The sequence below is a fragment of the Bacillus sp. LLTC93 genome (assembly GCF_002993125.1).
GTDB classification, from domain to species: Bacteria; Bacillota; Bacilli; order Bacillales; family Bacillaceae; genus Bacillus; species Bacillus zhangzhouensis.
On record NZ_PVME01000003.1, the window covers coordinates 315380 to 337217 of the forward strand.

Here is a 21838-nt window from a genome sequence, read left to right on the forward strand (position 1 = left end):
CTTTGTATAATTTGAATGGCTATTCATTCATTATTTCCCTATCATATCATGATTTCCCCTCCATGCACCATATGGGAGATTTAACACAGATCATGCTATACTTAATTTTATTTTTAAAGGAGTCTTATATGAAGCAACTTTCCCGCAGACAGTTTTTAAAAGGAGCAGCTGGTGCGAGTATTTTAGGCTTTTTGGCTACAACATGTGGATATGGCTATGCCAGATACATCGAGCCACACATAATTGATGCCGTGTCACTGACCATTCAAGATGCTCAGCTTCCAGCTTCATTTGATCAGTTTAAAATTGCCCAATTTAGTGATGTTCATTTAAGTGATACATTTCCTGCTAAGGATCTAGAAGCCGTCGTCCAGAAAATCAATGCTGAATCTCCAGACCTCATTGTGTTCACAGGTGATCTTGTTGATTTTCAAGCATCAATTGAAGAACATGAAAAAGCCAAAGCTTATTTGACTAAACTTCATGCTCCGTTTGGTAAGCTGGCGATATGTGGAAACCATGACTACGGACCATTTGGCGTGGAGCTTTATGAAGAAACGATGGAAGCTTGTGGATTTACATTATGTAAAAATGATGTGTTTCTTTTAGAAAAAGAAGGTGTGCACATTCAGATCGCTACACTGGATGACCTCATGATGAGCGTGCCAGATTACGACCTCATCAAACGGGAAGTATCCTCTGATTTATTTACTTTACTGCTCGTACATGAGCCTGATGCTGCACTAGAACTGAACGCAACGCCCATTAACTTGCAGCTCTCTGGGCATACGCATGGCGGTCAAATACAGCTTCCTTTTTATGGACCAATTCTCACAGCACCTTATGGCCATACATATGTAGAAGGTTTATACGGCAGCTATCAGCACCGCATCTATGTCAACCGCGGACTCGGGACAACAAGACTGCCACTTCGGTTTTTAGCCAAACCTGAATTAACCTATTTCACATTAACATCTCATGTGTAAACAGAAGCCAAACCGCCCTCTCTTGCATATGTATAATCAAAGATATTTCTCATGACAAATGTTAGGAGAAACCTTACTGGGCCTGATTCCGTCCATATAGTATATCGGTGACGGGCATCATGGCTTCTTTTATTTGAGCAAAAGGAGTGTCCTTTGGTGCTACGATACACGGTGAAAAGTGGAGAAACACTTGCTTCTATAGCGCTTGATTTTCGAACAACGACAGATGCCTTAAAGGCTGCAAATCCGTCACTTCAGGCTCGCGAGCCAGTACAAAATGAGGTCATCATTATTCCAGGGTTACCGGATCCTAGCACGATCCCTTACCGCATCTCTGTTTCGATTTCAATGAAACGTCTCGTTTTGTTTTCTGGATCACAGCTCATTCGCTCGTACCCGATTGCAACAGGAAAAATATTAAATATGACACCGACAGGTTCTTATTATATTGTCAACAGACAGCCAAACCCAGGAGGTCCCTTTGGCGCCTATTGGCTGAGCCTTTCGAAAATCCATTATGGCATTCACGGTACGAATAACCCTTCTTCAATTGGTAAAGCTGTTTCTAGAGGGTGCATTCGCATGTATAATCAGAATGTCATTGAACTTGCTTCACTCGTTCCAAATGGAACACCTGTGACCATTAGCCAGTAGGAGAAATCAATTGTATGAATGGTTAAAATTTTATATGATATAAAGTGGGATCTTCAGGTTAAGGAGCGTAATTATGGATATTTTTAAAAACAGAAATTTTGTTCGTCTCTTTTTTGCAGCACTTGCCTCGCAAATGGGGACAACAGTAGGCAATATGGCGTTTGCCTTTTATTTGCTCGACCATTTTAGTCAACAGCCCGCCTACGCCACATTGGCAGAGTTAATGTATTCACTACCTACCATCTTTGTCTTTTTTATGGTCGGTGTGGTCGCAGACCGTTTTGATCGTAAAAAAGTCGCAGAGAATTGTGATTGGATACGAGCTGGGCTGACGATTGTTTTATTTATCGTTATTTATTTTAATTCACTTCCACTTATTTTCTTGATCTTGTTTATACGAAGTGCCGTTACGAAGTTCTTCTATCCAGCTGAAGCATCTCTCGTACAGGCGATTTTAAATAAAGATCAATACGCAAAAGCCGCTGGCTTAAATCAAATGCTATTTAGTTTATTTATGGTGTTTGGTGTTGGAATCGGTGCTATTACGTATAAAACCATTGGTCTTCATGGTGCCATTACGATCGATTTGATCAGTTTTATTATTTCCGGCATCCTGATTCGTTCATGTAACATTCCAATGGAAGCGCGTCAGCCAAATGGACAAGCAGGCTGGAGAAGTATGACGATTAAAACGTCTCTTAAGGATTTTAAAGAAGGCATTATTTATATTTTAAAAAATAAATTACTGGCTTCCTTAATTTTTGGCTTCTTTGTTTTCGGTCTTGTCAATGGCGCATTTGCAGTCCTTCCAATGTTTACAATGAAATATGGTCTTTCACCAGATCACTTTGAATTGCATACATCATTCTTTACGATAGCGATCGGTGCAGGGCTTCTTGTTGGAAGCGTAATGGGCTCTGTCCTCGCTAAAAAGGTAAAGATGCAATATCTCATGTCGATTCCAATTCTGATTGCAGGCATTCTTATTTTTGTACTTGGTTCTACCCATACATTGTGGTTATTTTATGTTACATCATTTGTCATTGGAACGTGCATCGGTCCAATCAACATTGTCATTGGCGGCTGGCTGCCGAGAATCGTCCACCCTCGTCTCATGGGACGTGTGTCAGGATGGGTTGATCCGCTTACTATGTTTGCCCAATCAATGACGTTAGGTTTAATCGCGGTACTATTTCCAAAGCTCGTGACAAATATTTCTTATATTTATTACGGAATGGGCATGATTATTTTACTCGTCTTCCTTTTTTACTTCATTACACTGCCAAAATTCAGCAGAGAAGCTGCTGAGTTAGATGTACAGCGTGAATTAAAAGGCCAAGGAGTTCAATAAATGAAGCAAAAAGGACTTTCTCCTATAGAAAGTCCTTTTTTCATTGCTGAAACACAAACGACGCTTACTTATTCTGTTCATCGAAATGATTGGAAGCAAAATGAACGATTCTTTCGACTGCATAAATACTAATAAATAGGATAAGGAAGAGAAAAAAAGGATGAATGGGCTGATCATCTACCACATACACAATGCCTCCAACGACAAATGCGACCAATAAAGGAGTTAAAATATCTTTCAAGATAAACAGTCCTTTCTTTTATTATGTACACTGATCAAACCTCTTATATACATTATATAACTTTATTTACTTTATCAACCATTTGATTGTGTTTAAAACAACATGATCGTGTATAAAATAGCAACAATTTTAATAAAAATTCTTTACATTATTGGAAGTTTTATAGTAGGATGGTCAGGTTGGAGGTGAGGGGTATGCTAAAAAGTTATTATTTTATTCATTCAAAAGATGATCATGGACAGTATGTTGTACATACAGAAGATTGTGCGTTTCTAGGAGATGCTTCAAGCCGTACATTGATTGGTCTGCACATGAATGGTGAAAGCGCCATTGAAGAAGCCAAAAAAATGACGAATGACACTGATTTTAATGGTTGTTTTTATTGCGCTTATTCTAGTCATACAAAATAGTCCATTTTTCAAGCCATATGTTCGACTTTGTTGTCTAGCATATGGTAGGTTTCAGAAGCAATCATGACTCAACATAAGAAAGACATACAAATTGAGAAACTACCCATTTATTTAAATAGGTAGTTATCATGATCTAATAGTTCACTTTATATATATTTCATTTCCATCAATTCTTCTAAGAACTCCCATTACCTCAAGCCAAATCTAGGTCTCTCTTTTGCTCCTTCTATGATCACTCACCCTTCTTCTGTTTTTTGAGCTGATACAGTGTCATGAATAAAATCATATATACAATACAAGCTGTCCCCCTCTCCACTGGCATGACGAATTTCAATTTGTCTTTATTTTAGAGGGCGAGGCTGAATTTCACATCAATGAAAACACTTTATCTATAAAGGAAGGAGACGGTGTATTTATCAACAGCGGCATGGCAAAAGACGCCAATGGAACGACATGTTCATATATTTGTTTAAACGTTTCTTCTCATTTCATCACAGCCAATGAATGATTCACCACGTTCGTTCATCGTTATATGCAGGTGATTCAAACACCAGTAAACACAATAAAAATGAACGTACGAAACACATGCTCATATGGATTTATCAGCATTATCATGAAAAAGTACTTCTTCAAGATATCGTTCATGCAGGACAGCTAATCCGCTCTGAATGCTGCAGATACTACAAAGATATTCTAAAGAAATCACTCCTGCATTATGTCAATGAGTATAGAATTCAACAAAGCCTCATCTTGCTTCAAGAGACGGATTTAAATCTACTAGAAATCGCCTACCCAGTAGGCTTCAACAGTACAAGCTCTTTTATTAGTGTTTTTAAAAGAATAAAAAATACGACACCTTTAGCATATAGAAATTAAAAGAGTCACATTCTTTTCAGCTGACACGGCTACATGAGATATGAAGACGGATGTATGATGGTGTTTTTGCTATGAAGATGGTGGTTCTGCCCTTTTTACATTCAACCACGTTTCAAAATCATTATGAATGGCTATTGTAAATAAAAGCGATGGAGTCCTATCGCTTTTTACAATAACTCTATTTGCAATTTACTAATAAAAACGTATAATTTATACTAAGCACAGGAAGACGAAAGACAAAGGAGAGAAAAAATGGACGATTATGCTCATACTAAAGACATAGAACCTACAGCAGAAAACATCGCAAAAGCCATTTATACTGTTAACCGCCATGCTAAAACCGCACCAAATCCCAAGTTTCTTTATCTTTTGAAAAAACGTGCGCTGCAAAAACTATTGCAAGAAGGTAAAGGAAAAAAAGTGGGCCTACATTTCTCTAACAATCCCAAATATAGTCAACAACAGTCAGACGTGCTGATTGAAATTGGAGATTATTATTTTCACCTGCCACCAACCAAAGAAGACTTCGAATTTTTGCCACACTTAGGAAATTTAAATCAATCATATCGCAATCCGAAAGCGAATATGTCATTAAACCGAGCAAAACACATCCTTCAAACGTATGTCGGTTTAAAAGAAAAACCTGCCGCCACAAAACAAAAATCACATTATACGAAACCCGTCTTCAAACGACTCGGGGAAAGTTATTTTTAAACAGAAAAAAACCACTCAGGCCGAGTGGTTTTTTCTTTAGATAATAAAGTGATCAACCTTTTCAATGAGCTGATGAATTTCTGGTTTACTAATTTGATCATCTGCACCGATTGTTTCTCCTTTATGCCGCAAATCTTCAGTGATTAACGAAGAGAAGATAAGAATCGGAATGGAACCCGTTAAAGGGTTTTCCTTTAGCAGTTTTGTTAATCGATGACCATCCATTTTTGGCATTTCAATATCTGTAATAATCATATCAATTTCGTCAGTCACACTGATTCCTTTGCTGACAAGATCCATGACGTGGTCATATGCCTGTTTGCCATCTTCAAAGGTCACAATGTTTTTATAGCCTGCTTCAGTTAATTCATTCGTTAATAGACGCATGAGAAGCGGAGAATCTTCAACGACATACAGCTTCTTCCCTGTTCTTCTCTCGTCTTTCTCACCGTCAAACATATGATACGTTTCTACTCCAGAAGCGGATTCAATATCATAAATGATTTTTTCGTAATCTGGAAGGAAAATCATTTTCCCATCAAGCTTAATAATGCCTGTTAAATGACGGTCCATGCCTTGATTGAGTGCAGTTGGCTTTTCAATCTCTTCCCAGCTGACGCGGTGAATTTGTGAAACCGTTCCTGTATGGAACACAAATTTCCGTTGGTTGAATTCAGTCACGATATACTTCTCTTGTTCGGACTGATCTGACTCGACATTAAAAAAGGAAAATAGATTGATGACTGGTAAAATCTCGCCTCGTAAACTAATCATACCTTCTACGTCTTGGTGAGAGTGCGGTACAACCGTCACCTCAACTGGCTGAATGATTTCTCTTACTTTCATCACGTTAATGCCGAATTGATTTGAACCAATTTCAAACTTCACAATTTCCAATTCATTTGTACCAGAGTCAAGTAAAATTTCTTGTTTGTTTAAAGCCACGGAAATCCCTCTATTCTTCAATATAAGATTGTACTTTTTATATCGGCAGCATGGGTAAAAAGTTGACGTTTCTTTACGCTTTCTCTCGTACGAATTGATGAATTACAAGTCCTATCGCTGCAAGGATGAGTAAAGACCCTAGTGCAAGACGGCTTGCGAAATTTCCGTGCTCTGCAAATAGCAGTGTGACTGAACCATAAATGATCGGTCCGACAATTGAAGACACCTTCCCTGAAAATGCAAAGAGACCAAAAAATTGTCCTCGTTTTTCCTTAGGTGTTAGCTCAATTATCAATATCCGTGATGCCCCCCAGCTCGCGCCAAGTGAGATCCCAAATAAACTGCCCGCTACCCAGAAAACCCATTCGGTTGAAGCTGTCACAGCTAGGATAAGCGCAACGATTAAAATGACATAAACGACTGTAATCGAGCGCTTTGCCCCAATCGCTTTTGTGATATATCCAAATAGAAAGGAGCCAATGATACTTGAAATCGTGGACACAAGATAAAGCAAAATAAATTGCCCAGCGGTAAAGCCAATGATAATTTTGGCATAAACAGCCATCATCGCAATCGCTGTCTGTAAGGCATCATTCATAAAAAAGAAGGCGATCATAAACATAAAAGCTGGCTTGTATTGCTTCATATCTTTTAACGTGTGAATAATCTCTTTATACCCGCTGAAAAAAGACGCTTTTTTCACTTGCTGTGGCAGCGGATGAGGGTCTTTCACAAAAAAGAGAAAGGGGAGAAAAAAGAGAAAGAATAAAAGAGCTGTTGGGATAAAGGCTTCATGAAACTGGTCATTTCCAACCAGTAAATAAACAGAGAGGCCGACAAGTGTCCCTAAATAGCCGACAGCAATGCCAAATCCAGAAATAAGAGGTATTTCATCCTTTGTCCCAAGGTCAGGTAATATCGTGTCATAAAAAACAAGACTAGAGTGATAGAAAAATTTCGCTATCACAAACAAGGTGACGACCACTAATAAGGAGACTGGCAGCCCAAACCATTCGTTTGAGAAATCAATCCCAGCAAAGATCCCCATCATCAACGTACAAGCAATACAAATCAGGGTAAACACCGTGATGTAGCGCTTTTTTTTCCCTGTACGATCGATTAGCACACCGTATAAAGGCGTAAAAATTACAAGGAAAAAGCTGGCTAGTGCGTTCGCATAAGAAATAAAGGTACTGGCGATCTGGTCCATTCTCGCACTGTCCCCTATCGTTTCCTGCAAATAGAACGGGAAGAAGATGGTGATCATATTTGATGAAAATATCGTATTTGCGAAATCATATAGTGCCCAGGCCAAAACAGGTGCTGTCAAAAACAGCCCGAAGCCTGCCCCTTTTTTCTGAACGGTCTTTTTTCCTGTTCTCAATATATTGTCTCCCTTCCCTGCCTTATTTTTCACTATCAATCTACTTTATGTGACGTTCCCCTCTTCCATACAAGCTATCTATGCAAAAAGCACCCCTTACTATATAGCAGAGGTGCTTTTTTCATTATTTCTTCACAACAATGGTACTTGCAATCAAATCGTGAAGTGCTTGTTTTTTCTCTGTGAAAAAGGCAATGATGTAGCCAATACATAAGATTGGAGACAAAAAGCCTTTTGCAAAAAAGCGGCCTGTTGCTCTTCCGAATGTCACTTTTTCGCCCGTTACTTTTGTGACTTTGATCCCAAGAGCCATCTTACCAAGAGTTCCTTGCAGTTTTGATGATTCCATAATGGCGTAATAAAGCCATGTCACCACGATACCAATTAAGATCGTTGCTACGTAGAAAAAAATAAGTCCCATAATGACAGCCCATTCTTCATCCGTCATAACGGTTGTGGAATAGTAATAGCTGTCATCATCTAACATCAATGCTGCCTCTGGGCTTGAGACAAAAAAGAGTGTCCCCAAAATAAACATGATGAAGGCATAAGGAACACCGATAATGACACCGTCCAAAAGGTGTGCAAGAAAACGATAGCCCACTCCTGCTAGCTCAGGATGCTTCTTTTCTTGAATGTGTGGTTCTGTTATGTTTGTTTCCATCCTATTTCTCCTTTATTATGTATGTTTTCTATAAATTTCTTATAATCATTCGTTATTATATCTTATGAATATAGCAAGATCAATGGAGCTTTACACTTTTACATATATTTTAGATCAGTTTGCCCTGAAGGATTTATGTGAATAAATACTGAAAATTTGTGAAAATCATGGCACTTCTAGTTCTTTTACCTCCTGATTTTTTAACATTTTGTGATATTTTTGTCTTGTCTCGATTCTTCTGTTGACAATCGGGCTTCACATGGTACAATAGTCAAGGATTTTTTAAAGAAAGGTGTTCATGATGGGAACTGTCGTACTATTAAAGAACAACGAAATGACTGTGATTGAAGATATTTGCGAAGCTGATTTTTTAGACATGAAGCATGATTTGTCAAATGAAGACGCAGCTTATATCTCTTGGTATGAAGATTACGATACTGCTTATGGATATTGATTTGATTTCATTTCATAGATGAAGCGTAAAAAAAGGCGATACAACCTGTAGGTAGGTTGATCGCCTTTTTTACGTTTGTGAACTTCTTTCACTTTCAGGCTCCACATGAATAAAGATTTGCGCATGCGGAAATTCATGCTGAATCCTCTCTTCGATTCGATCACATAATTGGTGAACATCTTCAATGGTTGTTTTTCCATCCACAATCAAATGGAAATCAATATATTCTTCTGCACCAGACCGTCTTGTTCGAAAATCATGGTATTCAATAAATTCTTGGCTGAATGCTTGAATGATGGCTTCAATTGATTGTTCTTCCTCCGGTGTTAACCGAGCGTCTACAAGTGGCGGGAAGGCTTCCTTCATGAGTTTAAACGCTTCACGCATAATAAAGAGGGCCAGAACCATACCAATGATCGGATCAAGGAAATACCAATCTGTTAATGCCACAAGTAATAAACTGAATGCCACCCCTAATGACGTATAAACATCTGTTAAAAGATGCAGCGCATTGGATTTCATGGCGACAGAATGTACTCGCTCTGCCTCTTTGTTCACGACTCTCGATACAACAAAATTGATAAGCGCGCCTAACAGCATGACCACAATGCCAAGAACAGGCAGCTTGACGGGCTCTGGATGCATTAATTTGTGAACACATTCGTATATAATCCAAATGCCAGCAACAAAAATCAACAGGGTCTCAATGGTTCCAGAAATATTTTCGACTTTTCCATGTCCATAAGGATGTTTTGAATCTGCTGGCTTTCTTGAAATACGAACAGAAATAAATGCAATAAAAGATGCCATTAAATCGAGAAAGGAATGAATGGCCTCTGATAAAACAGCAACAGATCCAGTTAACAGCCCGACAATGATTTTTAGGATGACAACAAATGTGTTACTCATCACGGATAGAAACGCTATTTTCGATGTCTTCGCTGATTGTTCCATCTATCGTCCTCCTTCAGGAGATCGTATGTCTGTGAAAGCAATTCCCATGACTTGAATCTCACGTTCTTTCATTTTACGCAGTTTTGACGTTTTCTAATCATCTTCATCACAGCCTGTATTTTCCGAGCTGGTTACGCTATAATAAATGTTGCTCTTTCTTCATATATCACACATGCTGTGATGTATAGGAGAATAGACTACATATAATGATATCCGATGCCCTTCCGCAGGTGACATTTATGCAGTGAATGGTAAAATAGGATAAAAACATAAATTTTTAAGGTGATGAGAAATGGAGCATTTGCTGAATCCAAGAGTAAAGGATATTGAAATTTCAGGCATTAGAACATTTTCAAATCTCGTATCGTCATATGAGGATGTCGTTTCATTGACTATAGGTCAGCCCGATTTTTATACGCCGCATCATGTCAAAACAGCTGCTAAAGCAGCCATTGACGAGAATTTCACCTCATATACTCATAATGCTGGTTTCCTAGAGTTAAGACAAGCGATCCAGCATTACATCAAGAAGAAAGTGAATCTTGATTATGATGCAGAGTCAGAAATCATTGTCACAACAGGTGCAAGTCAAGCAATTGATGCTGCGTTTCGAACCATTTTGACTGAGGGTGATGAGGTCATTTTACCTGGACCTGTTTACCCTGGCTATGAACCGATCATTCGAATGTGTGGCGGGACGCCCGTACATATCGACACAACGAATGCTGGCTTTAAATTAAATGCCAAGCTGATTGAGGATGCATTAACGGAAAAGACAAAGTGTGTTGTCCTTCCTTACCCTTCAAACCCAACAGGTGTCACACTTTCAGAAGAAGAATTGAAAGAAATTGCCCAGCTGCTTGAAGGAAAGGACATCTTTATTTTATCCGACGAAATTTATAGTGAGCTGACATTTGATCGCCCGCATCATTCAATTGCCTCTTTCCTAAAGGAACAGACCATTGTGATCAACGGACTGTCAAAATCTCATAGCATGACCGGATGGAGAATTGGCTTTTTATTTGCTTCAGCTCCAATTGCTAAACATGTATTAAAAGTACATCAATATAACGTGTCTTGTGCCTCGGCTGTCTCACAAAAGGCGGCACTTGAAGCCGTGACAAATGGTGTGGATGATGCACTCATCATGAGAGAGCAATATAAGAAGAGACTCGATTATGTATATGATCGGCTCATTTCTATGGGGCTTCCGGTCATTAAACCTTCTGGCGCTTTTTATATTTTTCCATCCATTGAATCGTTTGGGATGAGTTCATTTGATTTTTGCATGGAGCTGTTAGAAAGTACAAGACTTGCTGTCGTACCTGGCTCTGCTTTCTCTCCATTAGGCGAGGGGTATGTGCGCCTTTCCTATGCATATTCACTTGAAACGCTGAAAGAAGGACTTGACCGCCTAGAACAATTTATACTTGAAAAACGTTCTATACATTCAACAGACGGATGAAACAACGGCTCTCTTGCCGTTGTTTTTATTTTGCAGGAAACATGATGTGAAACACGGTGCCCTTCTCAGGCTGACTGTCGACACGGATCGTCCCGTTGTGATTTTCTAAAATATTAAAGGTCACCATGAGGCCGAGTCCAGTGCCCTTTTCTTTTGTGGTTAAAAAGGGCTCTCCTATTCGCTTCATGACTGATTCAGGAATGCCGACTCCTTCGTCTCTAATGGTGACAAGTATCCCATCTCTTTCTGCTTTGGCCGTAATGTCTACCTTTCCTCCGTCCGGCATGGATTCTACAGCATTTTTGATTAAATTGATAAACACCTGCTTGAGCTGATTTTGATCCCCGTTCATCAGGAGATCCTCCTCAATGTCACTTGTGTTCATTAAAATTCCATTTAAGTTGGCCTGTGTTTCTAACAAAGCCGTGACTTCACTGATGATTTTTTTCAAATCAAGGGTCTGCATCGATGCAGTTTGCTGCGGCTTCGCGAGCATTAACAACTCACTTAATATAATTTCTATCCGGCTCAGCTCAGAGAAAACAATGTCGAAATATTGATCACGATCTTTTGTTTTCGGTTTAATGAGCTGCAAAAAGCCTTTGATGGCCGTCAATGGATTCCTTATTTCATGTGCAATACCCGCCGCCAATTGGCCTGCAATCGATAATTTTTCAGAGCGCAGCATCAGTTCTTCTGTCTGCTTTCGTTCGGATATATCTCTTAAAATAATTTGAACGGCTGTTTCTCCAAAGAATGTTGTTGGGATACAAACCATTTCTGTATAAATCAGCTTGTGCTTAAACGTATGGCAGCTCATCGTGACAATCTCAGAATCTGATGATCTTTCAATAATACGCGACAAGCTCTTTTTGACTTTTTGCTGATCACAAGAATGGATTTGATGAAAGATATCCTTTCCTATTAATTTATCGTAATGTTCGGCTTCAAATAATTTAATGCCCGATTCATTCATAAACACCCATTTATGATCATGGATGACCGCAATCGTATCAATTGAATTTTGGATAAGCAGCTGATACCGCTCTCGGCTTTTTTGAAGGACGGTTTGGAATTTTTTACGGGATGAGATGTCCACTAAGAGCAAGAGCTCTGCCCTCTGATTTTGATAGATTGTAGGCGATGACTTTACTTCAATGTGAATGCTGCTTCCATCTTTCCTCTTCCATTCTTGCTCAATCATTCCGACCGGAAGGCCTTGCTGCAGCCTTGTAATTCGGTTTCTGACAATGTCATGGTATTCCTCGGCAATAAAATCAAACGCGGACTTGCCGATCATTTCATCTCTTGTGCATACCCCCATTAATCGCAGCATCGCATCGTTCGCATAAACAATTTTCCCAAGCGCCGTAATACATAACGGATTTGGCAGCATGGCAATCAATTTTTCAGCTTCACTAACATTTTGGAAAGCCGGTAGACTGCCTAACGACTGTTCTGACACGTCTGATGTTGTTTGAAATGCTGCTTTTTGAGGCTCAGAGTCCAGCACCCTCATTTTCAGGATCATTTCTCTACCTAATTCGTTGTCTAAACCTTCACAAGCAACAAAATCAATGCTTGCTTCAATCCAAACAGCTGTAAGATCACTTCTTAGCAGTCTAAAGTGGCAAATCTCTAGCATGTGCTGATTGTAGAAATAACTTTCGACGAGAAATTGATCTTCGTTATGAACAAAGTCCTTCAAAAAACACCCCAGTACATCCTTTTGTTCATAGAGCAAAAGCTGCTTACAGTTGGAAGAAATGTAGAGAAAGCGGCCATTAGAAGAAAGAACGGCATGTAAATCAATATTCGAATACAGCTGATTCGAATCTTTCATTTTTTGTTCCATCGTCGTCCGACCCTCCTTTTATTTTTTTAGGGTTGTCCTTAGATTGATGTATAAAAAAGATTCGCTAGAAAACCCGTATTTTCCTTCCATAATCGAGTGAAACGTCCATATTTTCAGCAAAAAAGAGCACATTCTCTTGCTGTGCTCTCTGCTGTTTATTGCTTTTCGTATTTTTTTTGTAATTCAACGTACTTATCAACAATTTTACTCGGGATCGTTTTAATGACAGAATCTTTATCTGAGACATAAGGAGTCACGACACTAAAAGCCACCTTTGGATTAGAAGAAGGATAATATCCTCCAAACGTTAAATTGTACGTGGCATTTCCCCACCAGCTGCGGTTGGCGCCATAGTAAAAGGTTTGGGCTGTGCCTGTTTTCCCCGCTACATCATGCTGACCGAACCGGCCAGCGGCAGTTCCGCCTGTTGATGTGACCATTTTCAGCCCCATTTTCACGCGGTCAATATCAGCTTTCGAGTTGTTAATGGTATTCAGCACCTTCGGCTCATATTTTTTCACAACCGGGCCTACTTCTTCCTTATTCGTTGGAAGGTGAACACTTTTCACCACTCTTGGCTGAACACGGTGGCCTCCATTGGCGATTGTCGACATGTATTGTGCGACTTGAAGCGGTGTATACGTGTCATACTGCCCAATTGCTTCATCAAGCAAGAGCCCGCCGACCGTCTTAGGATGCGTCTGCATTCCACTTGATTCCTGCGGCAGGTCGATCCCTGTTTTTACGCCAAGGCCGAATTGCGCATAATAGTTTCTCATTTTTTGTAAGTGTTCAGGTCTTGCTGGTAACGGGCCATCCTTTTGATAGGTGATACCTGCCATTCTCATCGCTACTTGGAACATATAGACGTTTGAGCTTTTTTGAAGCGCCTGAAGGTCGTTAACCCACCCAAGATCTTTGTAAGACCTTTTCGGTTTTCCCCCACTCCCTGCAAAGTAGAGCGGTGTATCCATGTAGGATTGATTATGTGACATACCGTCCTGATAACCAGATAGTACAGTGGCTCCTTTTACGACAGAGCCCATCTCATATTGCGTTGTAAAGTTTCCAATGGCATAATCTGTGACATCTCTGCCGTCCATTTTCTTTCCTGACATGGCGAGAATATCCCCTGTGTTAGGGTCCATCATGACAACAAAGGCGCGGTCCATCATATAGTTTCTTGCACTGGCGGATCTAAGCTCTGATTCGACGATCTTGTCGACTTCTTTTTGCAGCTCCATATCAAATGTCAGCGCAAGGTCAAGTCCTCTTCGTCCCTCTGTCCGCTTGATTTCATCAAGCAGCTTCCCACCGACTTGTGTATATTGAACGGTCGCTTTCTCTGGATTTAGAAAATCCTCGTATTGATATTCTAAATAGCTTTTCCCTACTCGGTCATTTCGCGAGTAGCCTCTTGCCATATAGTAATCTTCACGTTCTTTAATAATCCCTTGCTCTGGTGTGGTCACACCGCCAAGTACATTATAAAGGGTCTTTTCATACGGATATTTTCTTGTCCAGTCATTGATGACATTCACGCCAGGCAGTTCATCAAGGTGCTCTGACACAAGTGAAATTTCTTCGTATGTCAAACTCTCTGATGATGTCTGTTTTGATTCTTTTGTTTCATCGAGTAAAGCAACTTTTTCGTCCCCTTTTTTCTCTTCGTTCGGGTCCATTGCTTTCACAATTTGAGGCTCAAAGGCATAGCCTCCTGTAAATCTTCGATAGATAGCAGCAACTGCTTTTTCGGTTGCATCGTTTTCAATGGCCTTTACTTCTTTCTTTGGCACACGCTCCACTTGAAGCGGATAGACATCTTTCGCATTGATGTCCTTTTTTTCTGCTTTTGAAATCAGCTTATCGGCTTCTTCCGGGTGGCTGGCCAGCCAGAAATCTCGAATGTCTCGCTCTCTCAAAAAATCAGTATCCATTTTTATATAAGTCGCAAGTTTTCTTGCTACCTTAATCTTATCCTCCGCTTTCACACCGCTTTCTGATGTATAAACGATAGCAGGTACACTTTCGTTATCAACGACGACTCTTCCTCTCGCGTCATACATTTTTCCTCTTGGAGACGGGTATGATGCTGTTTTGACCTCTGTTCGGTTTGCTTGCTTTTTATAATCCTCACCATTGACGATTTGCAGCACACCGAGCTTGATCACAAGTACAGCGAATAAACTAAATACAGCGAAGAAAAAGAGATTAATCCTCCAGGCGTTCCGGCGCTTAATTTTTTTCTGCTCGGCAGCACCTTGATGCTGTTTCTCTCCCACTTATGTATCTCCTCTCATCCTTTCAATCTTTTACAATTATCACTCATTATTGTAACACTTTTGTAATAGTTGTTACAGCGAAACAAGTGAAAAAAAGCTGTCAATCCCTATTATGAAAAAAAATATACTAACACTTTAAAATATTGGTATGTTTATGTCGTTTTCTTTAAATGGAAAAATTCCCTATCCTTTGATGTGAAGAGGCTCTTTCTATGACTTTAACAAAAATGACAAACACACTTTGTCAATGGAGGATGCTGGTATGTTTATAACAAAAAGTCCATGTTATGATTTTCTGTGAGAAAACAAAACAAAGATTTTAGGAGGAGTTACATGATGAAGAAGAAATCATTCTTTTTTTCAGCGCTAACAGCTGCTGCATTGATCACGTTCACCGGAGGGCATTCAGCTGATGCAAAGGAGCTTAACCTGAAACAAGTCGTACCCGTACAGCATCAAGCCATTGATCTTCATACATTAGCTGCAAAATTACATATCTCATCAGATGTAAACAAGCTAAGCAAATCGAATCAAAAAGAAATCGAAGCACTATTAAACAAGCTGATCAAAAGTGGTCAACCTGTTACTGGTACAAAAGTAGTGAAAGAAGTAAACAAAGCTAAAAATGAACAAAAACAAGAATCAGTGAAAAAACCAACTGCTTCTAAACCAAGCACTCCAGCAAAACAAAACAATAACAACACAAAAGCTGACCAAAAAGACACAACTGCAACAAAAGCGGACAGCAGCTTAAATGCATTCGAAAAAGAAGTGGTTGAGCTAACAAATAAAGAGCGTGCAAAACAAGGATTAAAGGCACTTTCTGTTGATTCAAAATTAAGCAAATCTGCGCGCGCAAAATCTCAAGATATGAAAGATAAAAACTATTTCTCTCATACAAGCCCAACTTACGGATCTCCTTTTGATCAAATGAAGAAATTCGGTATCACTTACAAAACAGCAGGTGAAAACATTGCACAAGGTCAAAGATCACCTCAAGAAGTTGTAACAGCATGGATGAACAGTGAAGGTCACAGAGCGAACATTTTAAACAAAAACTATACACATATCGGTGTTGGTTATGTGAAAGCTGGCAACTACTGGACGCAGCAATTCATCGGAAAATAATATGAAAAATCCTGTCCCTCGGTGGGACAGGATTTTTCATATTATTGACAAAAGGCTAAAATGATCTTTATTTTAGCCTTTTGTCTTCTTTTCAGCGTGATAGAAAACCCTTGAAGTCTAGGAAAGACGAGCACTGGCGCGGAGCGAATTGAACATTCGTGAGCACCAGCGCGCAGGACTGACAACGAATGCGAGGGTTTGCCTACACGCTGAAATCCTGTCCTCGGTGGGACAGGATTTTTATTTTACCCATAATTTATAGATACTTTGTGTGCCACTGTTTGCTTCGCCCTGCTCACTGAGCTTCTCATAAAGTGACTTCGCAAGTGAGAGGCCCGGCATCTCTTCTCCCATCAGCTCTGCTTCTTCAAGTGCAATGCCCATATCCTTGATAAAATGCTTCACATAAAATCCTGGCTCAAAATCACCTTTCAGCATTCTTGGCGCAAGGTTTGACAAGGACCAGCTACCTGCAGCTCCTGTTGTGATACTTTTAAGCACCTGCTCTGGATCAAGACCTGATTTTTCGGCATAGGCCATTGCCTCTGCGACACCTACCATGCCTGCTGCGATCGCAATTTGGTTACACATTTTTGTATGCTGACCGCTTCCTGCCGGTCCTTGATATTGAATGTTTTCACCCATTTGCTCAAATAGAGGCAGACAAGCTTCATAGGCTTCCCTTTCTCCGCCAATCATAATGGCCAGCGTACCATTCTTCGCCCCTACGTCACCACCTGATACCGGTGCATCTAACGCAAATAGGCCCCTTTCCTTCGCTTTCATTTCAATTTCTTTTGCAAGCTGAGGCTTCGATGTGGTCATATCAATGAGATAAGTACCAGGAGAAGCATGTGTCACGAGCCCTTCTTCCCCTAAATAGACCTCTTCCACATCTGATGGATACCCGACCATAGTGATGACAGCATCCGCACTTTCTGCGATTTCCTTCACTGTCGACTTCCATGAAGCGCCTTTTTGAATCAATGCGTTTGCCTTCTCTTTCGTTCTTGTATACACGAGAACCTCATATCCGGCATCCATTACATGTCCTGCCATACTATGTCCCATTACACCGATTCCAATGAAACCAACTGTTTTGATTTGTGCCATCATGTGTTCCTCCTTAAAGTGACTTTGTCAATCCACCATCAATGATCAGTGTTTGACCTGTCATATATGTATTGGCTTCAGATAAAAGAAAAGCGGCATATGTCGCAAATTCCTGTGGCTGTCCGTACCGGCCAAGTGGGATCGCTCGTTCTGCCTGTGCTTTGATTTCTTTAACTGATTGATGCTCTGTTTGTGCGCGGTGCTTGTCCAACTGTTTGACGCGCTCTGTTTCAATTTTTCCCGGGGCTAACGTATTGATCAAAATGCCATCTTTTGCAAGTTCCTGAGCAGCTGTTTTTGTCCATCCAACAATCGCCGGTCTAAATGTATTCGACAGCATCAAGCCTGGAATCGGTTCTTTCACCGACATAGACGCAATATTTAACACGCGTGCGCCGCGTTTTTTTAAATAAGGCAAGGCCTCTTTTAATAACCGGATATAGCTGAGTAAATGAAGCTGAAATGATTCCAGCCAATCTTGATCCGTTAAGGTTTCGAGCGTCCCTGTTTGAGGACCGCCTGTATTGTTCACAAGAATGTCAAGACGCTTTTCATCACCAGCAGCTGCTACGACAAGCGCCTTGATTTGCTCGGCGTCAGATACATCACATACTTGATAAGTCAGCTGTCCTTTGACAAGCGGGGACAATTCTTTGACTGTTTCTTTCAGCGTCTGCTCATGTCTTCCTGAGAGCATCACATCTGCTCCCTCTTTTGCTAGAGCAAAGGCAATGGCTTTTCCAATACCTTGACTGCTTGCAGCTACCAATGCTTTTTTTCCAATTAGATTGACATCCATGTCAACACCTCCTCTGCTCTTATTTTAGCATACAAAAAGGACCTTGCTCACGTCGCAAGGTCCCTTTCCATTCTATTACAGCTTAAACCGGTCAACCGCCTGACGTAACGCCTGGCTTGATTCGTTCAGCATTTCAGTTGAGGTTTTCGTTCTTTCTAACACTTGGACTTGTTCATCTGTAGACGCATGCACTTCCTCAGCTGAGGCAGCAGATTCTTCTGAAATGGCAGCAATGCTTTGAATGGAGTCACTCATCTTCTGCTGTTCTTCTGTCATTTCATTGATCTGTGTATGAATGCTGTCGATTGAACCGACAAGTGCCTGCATTTCCATTGTGATGCTGCTGAGTGCCTCACCTGTTGCATTGATGGCATCACCTTGTTCCTCATTCATTTTACTTGCTGCTGTCATCGCTTCAGCTGCCTTCTTCGATTCATCTTGAATGAGTTTCACAGTTTCACTAATGTGTTTTGTTGATTGCGCAGATTGTTCAGCAAGCTTTCTTACTTCTTCTGCGACGACGGCAAACCCTCGTCCACTTTCTCCTGCTCTCGCTGCTTCGATGCTTGCATTCAGTGCAAGTAAATTCGTTTGATCAGAGATTTCAGAGATCGCCGTCACGACGTTTTCAATATTTTTCGTTTTATGCTCAAGGTCAAGCAGCATTTGCTCTACCTTCTTCGATTCTTCATTCGCTTGTGTTGATTTTTGGACGAGCAAACCAAGAGCATCGAGCCCTCTGTAGCCTGCATCTTCAGATGATTTTGAGTTGACTTGCATTTGTGTGGCAAGCTCACCCATATGACGTACTTTTTCATACAAATGCTCTGATTTTTCATTTATTGTTTCAGCATCTATGGCTTGTTTGGACGCCCCTGTTGCCACCTCTTGAATGGCAGTTGCAATCTGTTCGCTTGATAGCAAGGTCTCATTTGAAATTTGCGTGACTTCGTCCGTTGATTTCACAACCTGGTCTGAAGCCCCTTTCACTTTTTCAATTAACTCCCTGATGTCCTCAGTCATTTGATTGAAGCTTTTCGTGAGGATACCAATTTCATCTTTGGACTTCGTTGCAAGCGTGCTTGTTAAATCGCCTTCTGACACCTTACGGACATGCCCTGTTAGACGCTTGATTGGCGTTGTGATGCTTCTTGCCAATAAGAAGCTGAGGATCATCGCAAGAATAATGGCAATGACGGATATAATGATGCTTGTCTGATTCATTTGTTCTGTGATCCAAAGCAGTTTCTTTTTCTCAAAGCTGACCCCTATCGTCCAATTGGTTTCTTTAATTTTAGATATGACGGTCAGCTGTTTATTATCATCAATTCCAGAATTGTCGATCGCTTTTTTCACAGAAGCGACTTTTGATATGTTCTTTCCTTGCTCTGTTGGATGCGCCAAAATGGTTCCTGTGCCGTCAACTAAGAAAGCGGTTCCCATATAAGGAATCTTTTGTTCCTTTATATAGGATTGAATGGAGGACAGCTTCAAATCAAGTCCAGCGACTCCAATGACTTTTCCATTTCGTACAATCGCCTTAGTGGCTGAGACGACCATTTCATTCGTTGCTTTATCAATATATGGGTCTGTCCACAGGACCTCATCCGGCTTTTCAGCCGCTTGAATATACCAATCTCGTTTAGAAGGATCATATCCTTCACCAAAATCGGACTCTGGGAAAGCGAACATTTTGCCATCACTTGTTCCAATATAGGCAAGCGAGATGAGTTCATCCTGCTCCTGTAAACCTTTTAGTTCATCGCTTTCAAATGCCAATGTTTGTTTTGTTTGTTTTTGTGCAAAATCTTCAGTAAGTGTACTTGTTGCTAGTTTGTTAATTGTATCACTGTAACCATCAAGTCTTAATGCAATAATGTCTTTCATGCTTTCTGCTGTTGCTGCTGTGGTGGTTTTAGCATCTCGTTCAATGAGTGGTTTTAATACCAAGTTGGAACCCACTTGAACCGCCACGACTGTTAAAATTAAAATAACTGAGATAAAAACAGCTATCTTCATTTGAAGTTTCTTAAACATCTCATCACCCCTACATCCTACTTTCGCATCTTATTTTGTATATCGGCAAAATTGGTACCGCATTCAATAGTTGTAAGAAAATTTAAATAGAAAAAACAAGCCATAAAGGCTTGTTTTAAGTAAAATATTCAATTTTTGCAGACGGAAAGTACTGATCGATATATGATTCTAACGTCTGCCTTAGTTCTTGTTCCTCATCTTTTTGGTAAATATATTTCCCGATTCCATATCTACCCCATTTGTATCTTCTTTTTTCTTCATCTAATTCTAATTTTGATTTTGGATAGTTTTTTTGGATGACACGCTTCGCTGGTTTTGTAAAGCGGTGCTGAATCATTTCAAAGGTGATATCGTGTCTCACATCTTCAGGAAGGGCGGCATCGAGCTTTTCAAAAAGAACTTTATACCCTTCCTGCCAGCCTTCGTGAATGTAAATTGGGGCTATAATAAAGCCAAGAGGATAGCCTGCTTTTGCCACTTTGACAGCTGCTTCAATCCGCTGATCAAGCGGTGATGTTCCGGGTTCAAAATATTTTATGACATAATCAGCATTGATACTAAAGCGGAATCTTGTTCGACCGTTGTGCTTTGCATCTAATAGATGATCGACATGATGAAATTTAGTAACGAAGCGAAGCTTGCCAAGGTCGGTTTGCCCAAAATATTCAATCGCTCGCTTTAGTGTATGTGTCAAATGGTCAATTCCTACGATGTCAGAAGTACAAGAGGCTTCAAATCTTGTGATATCCGGTGCACGCTCGTTCATGTACTGCTCAGCCTGATCTAATATTTCTTCTACATTAACGTACGTACGAATGTACGGCTTACTTCCCATTGTCGTTTGCAGATAGCAATAATGACAATGCCCCATACATCCCGTCGCAAAAGGGATCGCATACTCCGCAGATGGTTTAGAGGTATCAAACTTCAATGTTTTCCGCACACCTATGACAAGCGTCGATTTTGCATTGCGATACTTTTGCAAGTCATTTTTCCCTGGGATATTTCTCACCTGGTTATGTGAAGTCGTTTCTCTTATTTCAATTCCCATACCCTCGAACTTTTCCTTCAGCTCTTGTCCTAACGGGTATTCTAACGCCCGAGGTTCAATATAAACAAGCTGGGGGACGAAAGGTTTGATCATATTTAGCACATCCTTACCTTTAAGGTTTCATACCGTTACTTTAACCGCTCAGGATGGCTTTTATCCTTTCTAAAATCTCCCTTATTCAAACAAATCTTGATAAAGGGCTTCTGCTTCTTCGTATGTTGGAAATACGGCATCATCAGGTGCTAATGGATGATATGTTTCCAGTAGAAATAGCGCAAGCTCCTCTTCGTGGTATGGATGTGAAACGATTTCCGCTTCTTTAATTTGTGCTACGTTTGCTGCATGTGGATTTCGATAAATCACATATACTTGATCACCCGGCTTATAGTCAGAGAAAGGCAATCTGGTCACCTCCATTTTTTAATTATAGGTTACCCTTCTCTCTGCTCGATATGACTCAATATGATAAAATTCG

General features: G+C 40.3%; 22 protein-coding genes. 10 read left to right on the forward strand and 12 right to left on the reverse strand.

Annotated features, from left to right (window positions below; translation table 11 throughout):
* Nucleotides 1-128 precede the first annotated feature (128 nt).
* The 3 genes from C6W18_RS11080 to C6W18_RS11090 all read left to right on the forward strand — a co-directional run bounded on the left by C6W18_RS11080 (nucleotide 129) and on the right by C6W18_RS11090 (nucleotide 2991).
* On the forward strand, nucleotides 129-986 hold the full coding sequence (locus C6W18_RS11080; RefSeq protein WP_034324442.1) for a metallophosphoesterase: 858 nt from the start codon (nucleotides 129-131) through the stop codon (nucleotides 984-986).
* Nucleotides 987-1142: 156 nt separating this feature from the next.
* Nucleotides 1143-1640, forward strand: a complete 498-nt coding sequence (locus C6W18_RS11085) for a L,D-transpeptidase family protein (RefSeq protein WP_034324445.1) — start codon at nucleotides 1143-1145, stop codon at nucleotides 1638-1640.
* A gap of 73 nt (nucleotides 1641-1713) precedes the next feature.
* Entirely contained in the window at nucleotides 1714-2991 is a 1278-nt protein-coding gene (locus C6W18_RS11090; RefSeq protein WP_034324448.1) for an MFS transporter, read from the forward strand.
* Nucleotides 2992-3055: 64 nt separating this feature from the next.
* Here the strand turns inward: C6W18_RS11090 and C6W18_RS20050 are convergent, their stop codons facing one another.
* Nucleotides 3056-3232, reverse strand: coding sequence for a hypothetical protein (locus C6W18_RS20050; RefSeq protein ID WP_189318079.1), 177 nt, complete (start codon nucleotides 3230-3232; stop codon nucleotides 3056-3058).
* 194 nt (nucleotides 3233-3426) lie between these two features.
* Between C6W18_RS20050 and C6W18_RS11095 the strand changes: the two genes are divergently transcribed.
* The 4 genes from C6W18_RS11095 (at nucleotide 3427) to C6W18_RS11105 (ending at nucleotide 5232) form a co-directional block, all read left to right on the forward strand.
* On the forward strand, nucleotides 3427-3642 hold the full coding sequence (locus tag C6W18_RS11095) for a hypothetical protein (RefSeq protein WP_034324450.1): 216 nt from the start codon (nucleotides 3427-3429) through the stop codon (nucleotides 3640-3642).
* A 343-nt stretch (nucleotides 3643-3985) separates the two neighbouring features.
* Complete coding sequence (locus C6W18_RS20290; protein ID WP_262982647.1) at nucleotides 3986-4150, forward strand: cupin domain-containing protein; 165 nt, start codon at nucleotides 3986-3988, stop codon at nucleotides 4148-4150.
* Between the two features lie 77 nt (nucleotides 4151-4227).
* Nucleotides 4228-4518: a helix-turn-helix transcriptional regulator gene (locus C6W18_RS20295; protein ID WP_223251687.1), complete on the forward strand. Its 291-nt coding sequence runs from the start codon at nucleotides 4228-4230 to the stop codon at nucleotides 4516-4518.
* A 252-nt stretch (nucleotides 4519-4770) separates the two neighbouring features.
* Nucleotides 4771-5232, forward strand: a complete 462-nt coding sequence (locus C6W18_RS11105; RefSeq protein WP_105927584.1) for a YkyB family protein — start codon at nucleotides 4771-4773, stop codon at nucleotides 5230-5232.
* A 36-nt stretch (nucleotides 5233-5268) separates the two neighbouring features.
* Here C6W18_RS11105 and C6W18_RS11110 read toward each other — a convergent pair whose 3' ends face one another.
* From C6W18_RS11110 to C6W18_RS11120, 3 genes are all read right to left on the reverse strand, one after another.
* Nucleotides 5269-6177: a chemotaxis protein gene (locus tag C6W18_RS11110; protein WP_034325151.1), complete on the reverse strand. Its 909-nt coding sequence runs from the start codon at nucleotides 6175-6177 to the stop codon at nucleotides 5269-5271.
* A gap of 73 nt (nucleotides 6178-6250) precedes the next feature.
* Nucleotides 6251-7561, reverse strand: coding sequence for an MFS transporter (locus C6W18_RS11115; RefSeq protein ID WP_105927585.1), 1311 nt, complete (start codon nucleotides 7559-7561; stop codon nucleotides 6251-6253).
* A gap of 124 nt (nucleotides 7562-7685) precedes the next feature.
* Nucleotides 7686-8225 (reverse strand): RDD family protein, encoded by a 540-nt coding sequence (locus C6W18_RS11120; protein WP_105927586.1) that lies wholly within the window; start codon nucleotides 8223-8225, stop codon nucleotides 7686-7688.
* Between the two features lie 301 nt (nucleotides 8226-8526).
* On the opposite strand from C6W18_RS11120, the gene C6W18_RS20055 reads away from it, so the two are divergent.
* Nucleotides 8527-8679, forward strand: coding sequence for a hypothetical protein (locus tag C6W18_RS20055; RefSeq protein WP_189318080.1), 153 nt, complete (start codon nucleotides 8527-8529; stop codon nucleotides 8677-8679).
* Between the two features lie 69 nt (nucleotides 8680-8748).
* Here the strand turns inward: C6W18_RS20055 and C6W18_RS11125 are convergent, their stop codons facing one another.
* Nucleotides 8749-9633: a cation diffusion facilitator family transporter gene (locus C6W18_RS11125; protein ID WP_034325154.1), complete on the reverse strand. Its 885-nt coding sequence runs from the start codon at nucleotides 9631-9633 to the stop codon at nucleotides 8749-8751.
* Nucleotides 9634-9925: 292 nt separating this feature from the next.
* Between C6W18_RS11125 and C6W18_RS11130 the strand changes: the two genes are divergently transcribed.
* A complete protein-coding gene (locus tag C6W18_RS11130; RefSeq protein ID WP_105927587.1) occupies nucleotides 9926-11098 on the forward strand; it encodes an aminotransferase A in 1173 nt (390 codons plus the stop codon).
* Nucleotides 11099-11123: 25 nt separating this feature from the next.
* On the opposite strand, the gene C6W18_RS11135 is transcribed toward C6W18_RS11130, so the two are convergent.
* Nucleotides 11124-12953 (reverse strand): PAS domain-containing sensor histidine kinase, encoded by a 1830-nt coding sequence (locus C6W18_RS11135; protein ID WP_105927588.1) that lies wholly within the window; start codon nucleotides 12951-12953, stop codon nucleotides 11124-11126.
* Between the two features lie 155 nt (nucleotides 12954-13108).
* The gene (locus tag C6W18_RS11140; RefSeq protein ID WP_105927589.1) at nucleotides 13109-15235 is read right to left on the reverse strand and encodes a peptidoglycan D,D-transpeptidase FtsI family protein; all 2127 of its coding nucleotides are present in this window, start codon (nucleotides 15233-15235) and stop codon (nucleotides 13109-13111) included.
* A gap of 336 nt (nucleotides 15236-15571) precedes the next feature.
* Between C6W18_RS11140 and C6W18_RS11145 the strand changes: the two genes are divergently transcribed.
* Entirely contained in the window at nucleotides 15572-16363 is a 792-nt protein-coding gene (locus tag C6W18_RS11145; protein ID WP_034325158.1) for a CAP domain-containing protein, read from the forward strand.
* A gap of 240 nt (nucleotides 16364-16603) precedes the next feature.
* Here the strand turns inward: C6W18_RS11145 and C6W18_RS11150 are convergent, their stop codons facing one another.
* From C6W18_RS11150 to splA, 5 genes are all read right to left on the reverse strand, one after another.
* Nucleotides 16604-17476: an NAD(P)-dependent oxidoreductase gene (locus tag C6W18_RS11150; protein ID WP_105927590.1), complete on the reverse strand. Its 873-nt coding sequence runs from the start codon at nucleotides 17474-17476 to the stop codon at nucleotides 16604-16606.
* 13 nt (nucleotides 17477-17489) lie between these two features.
* Nucleotides 17490-18275, reverse strand: coding sequence for an SDR family oxidoreductase (locus C6W18_RS11155; RefSeq protein WP_105927591.1), 786 nt, complete (start codon nucleotides 18273-18275; stop codon nucleotides 17490-17492).
* 75 nt (nucleotides 18276-18350) lie between these two features.
* The gene (locus tag C6W18_RS11160) at nucleotides 18351-20312 is read right to left on the reverse strand and encodes a methyl-accepting chemotaxis protein (protein WP_105927592.1); all 1962 of its coding nucleotides are present in this window, start codon (nucleotides 20310-20312) and stop codon (nucleotides 18351-18353) included.
* A 115-nt stretch (nucleotides 20313-20427) separates the two neighbouring features.
* Nucleotides 20428-21456 (reverse strand): spore photoproduct lyase, encoded by a 1029-nt coding sequence (splB, locus tag C6W18_RS11165; RefSeq protein WP_034324907.1) that lies wholly within the window; start codon nucleotides 21454-21456, stop codon nucleotides 20428-20430.
* Nucleotides 21457-21537: 81 nt separating this feature from the next.
* Nucleotides 21538-21780, reverse strand: a complete 243-nt coding sequence (gene splA / locus C6W18_RS11170) for a splAB operon transcriptional regulator SplA (RefSeq protein WP_051691184.1) — start codon at nucleotides 21778-21780, stop codon at nucleotides 21538-21540.
* Nucleotides 21781-21838 lie beyond the last annotated feature (58 nt).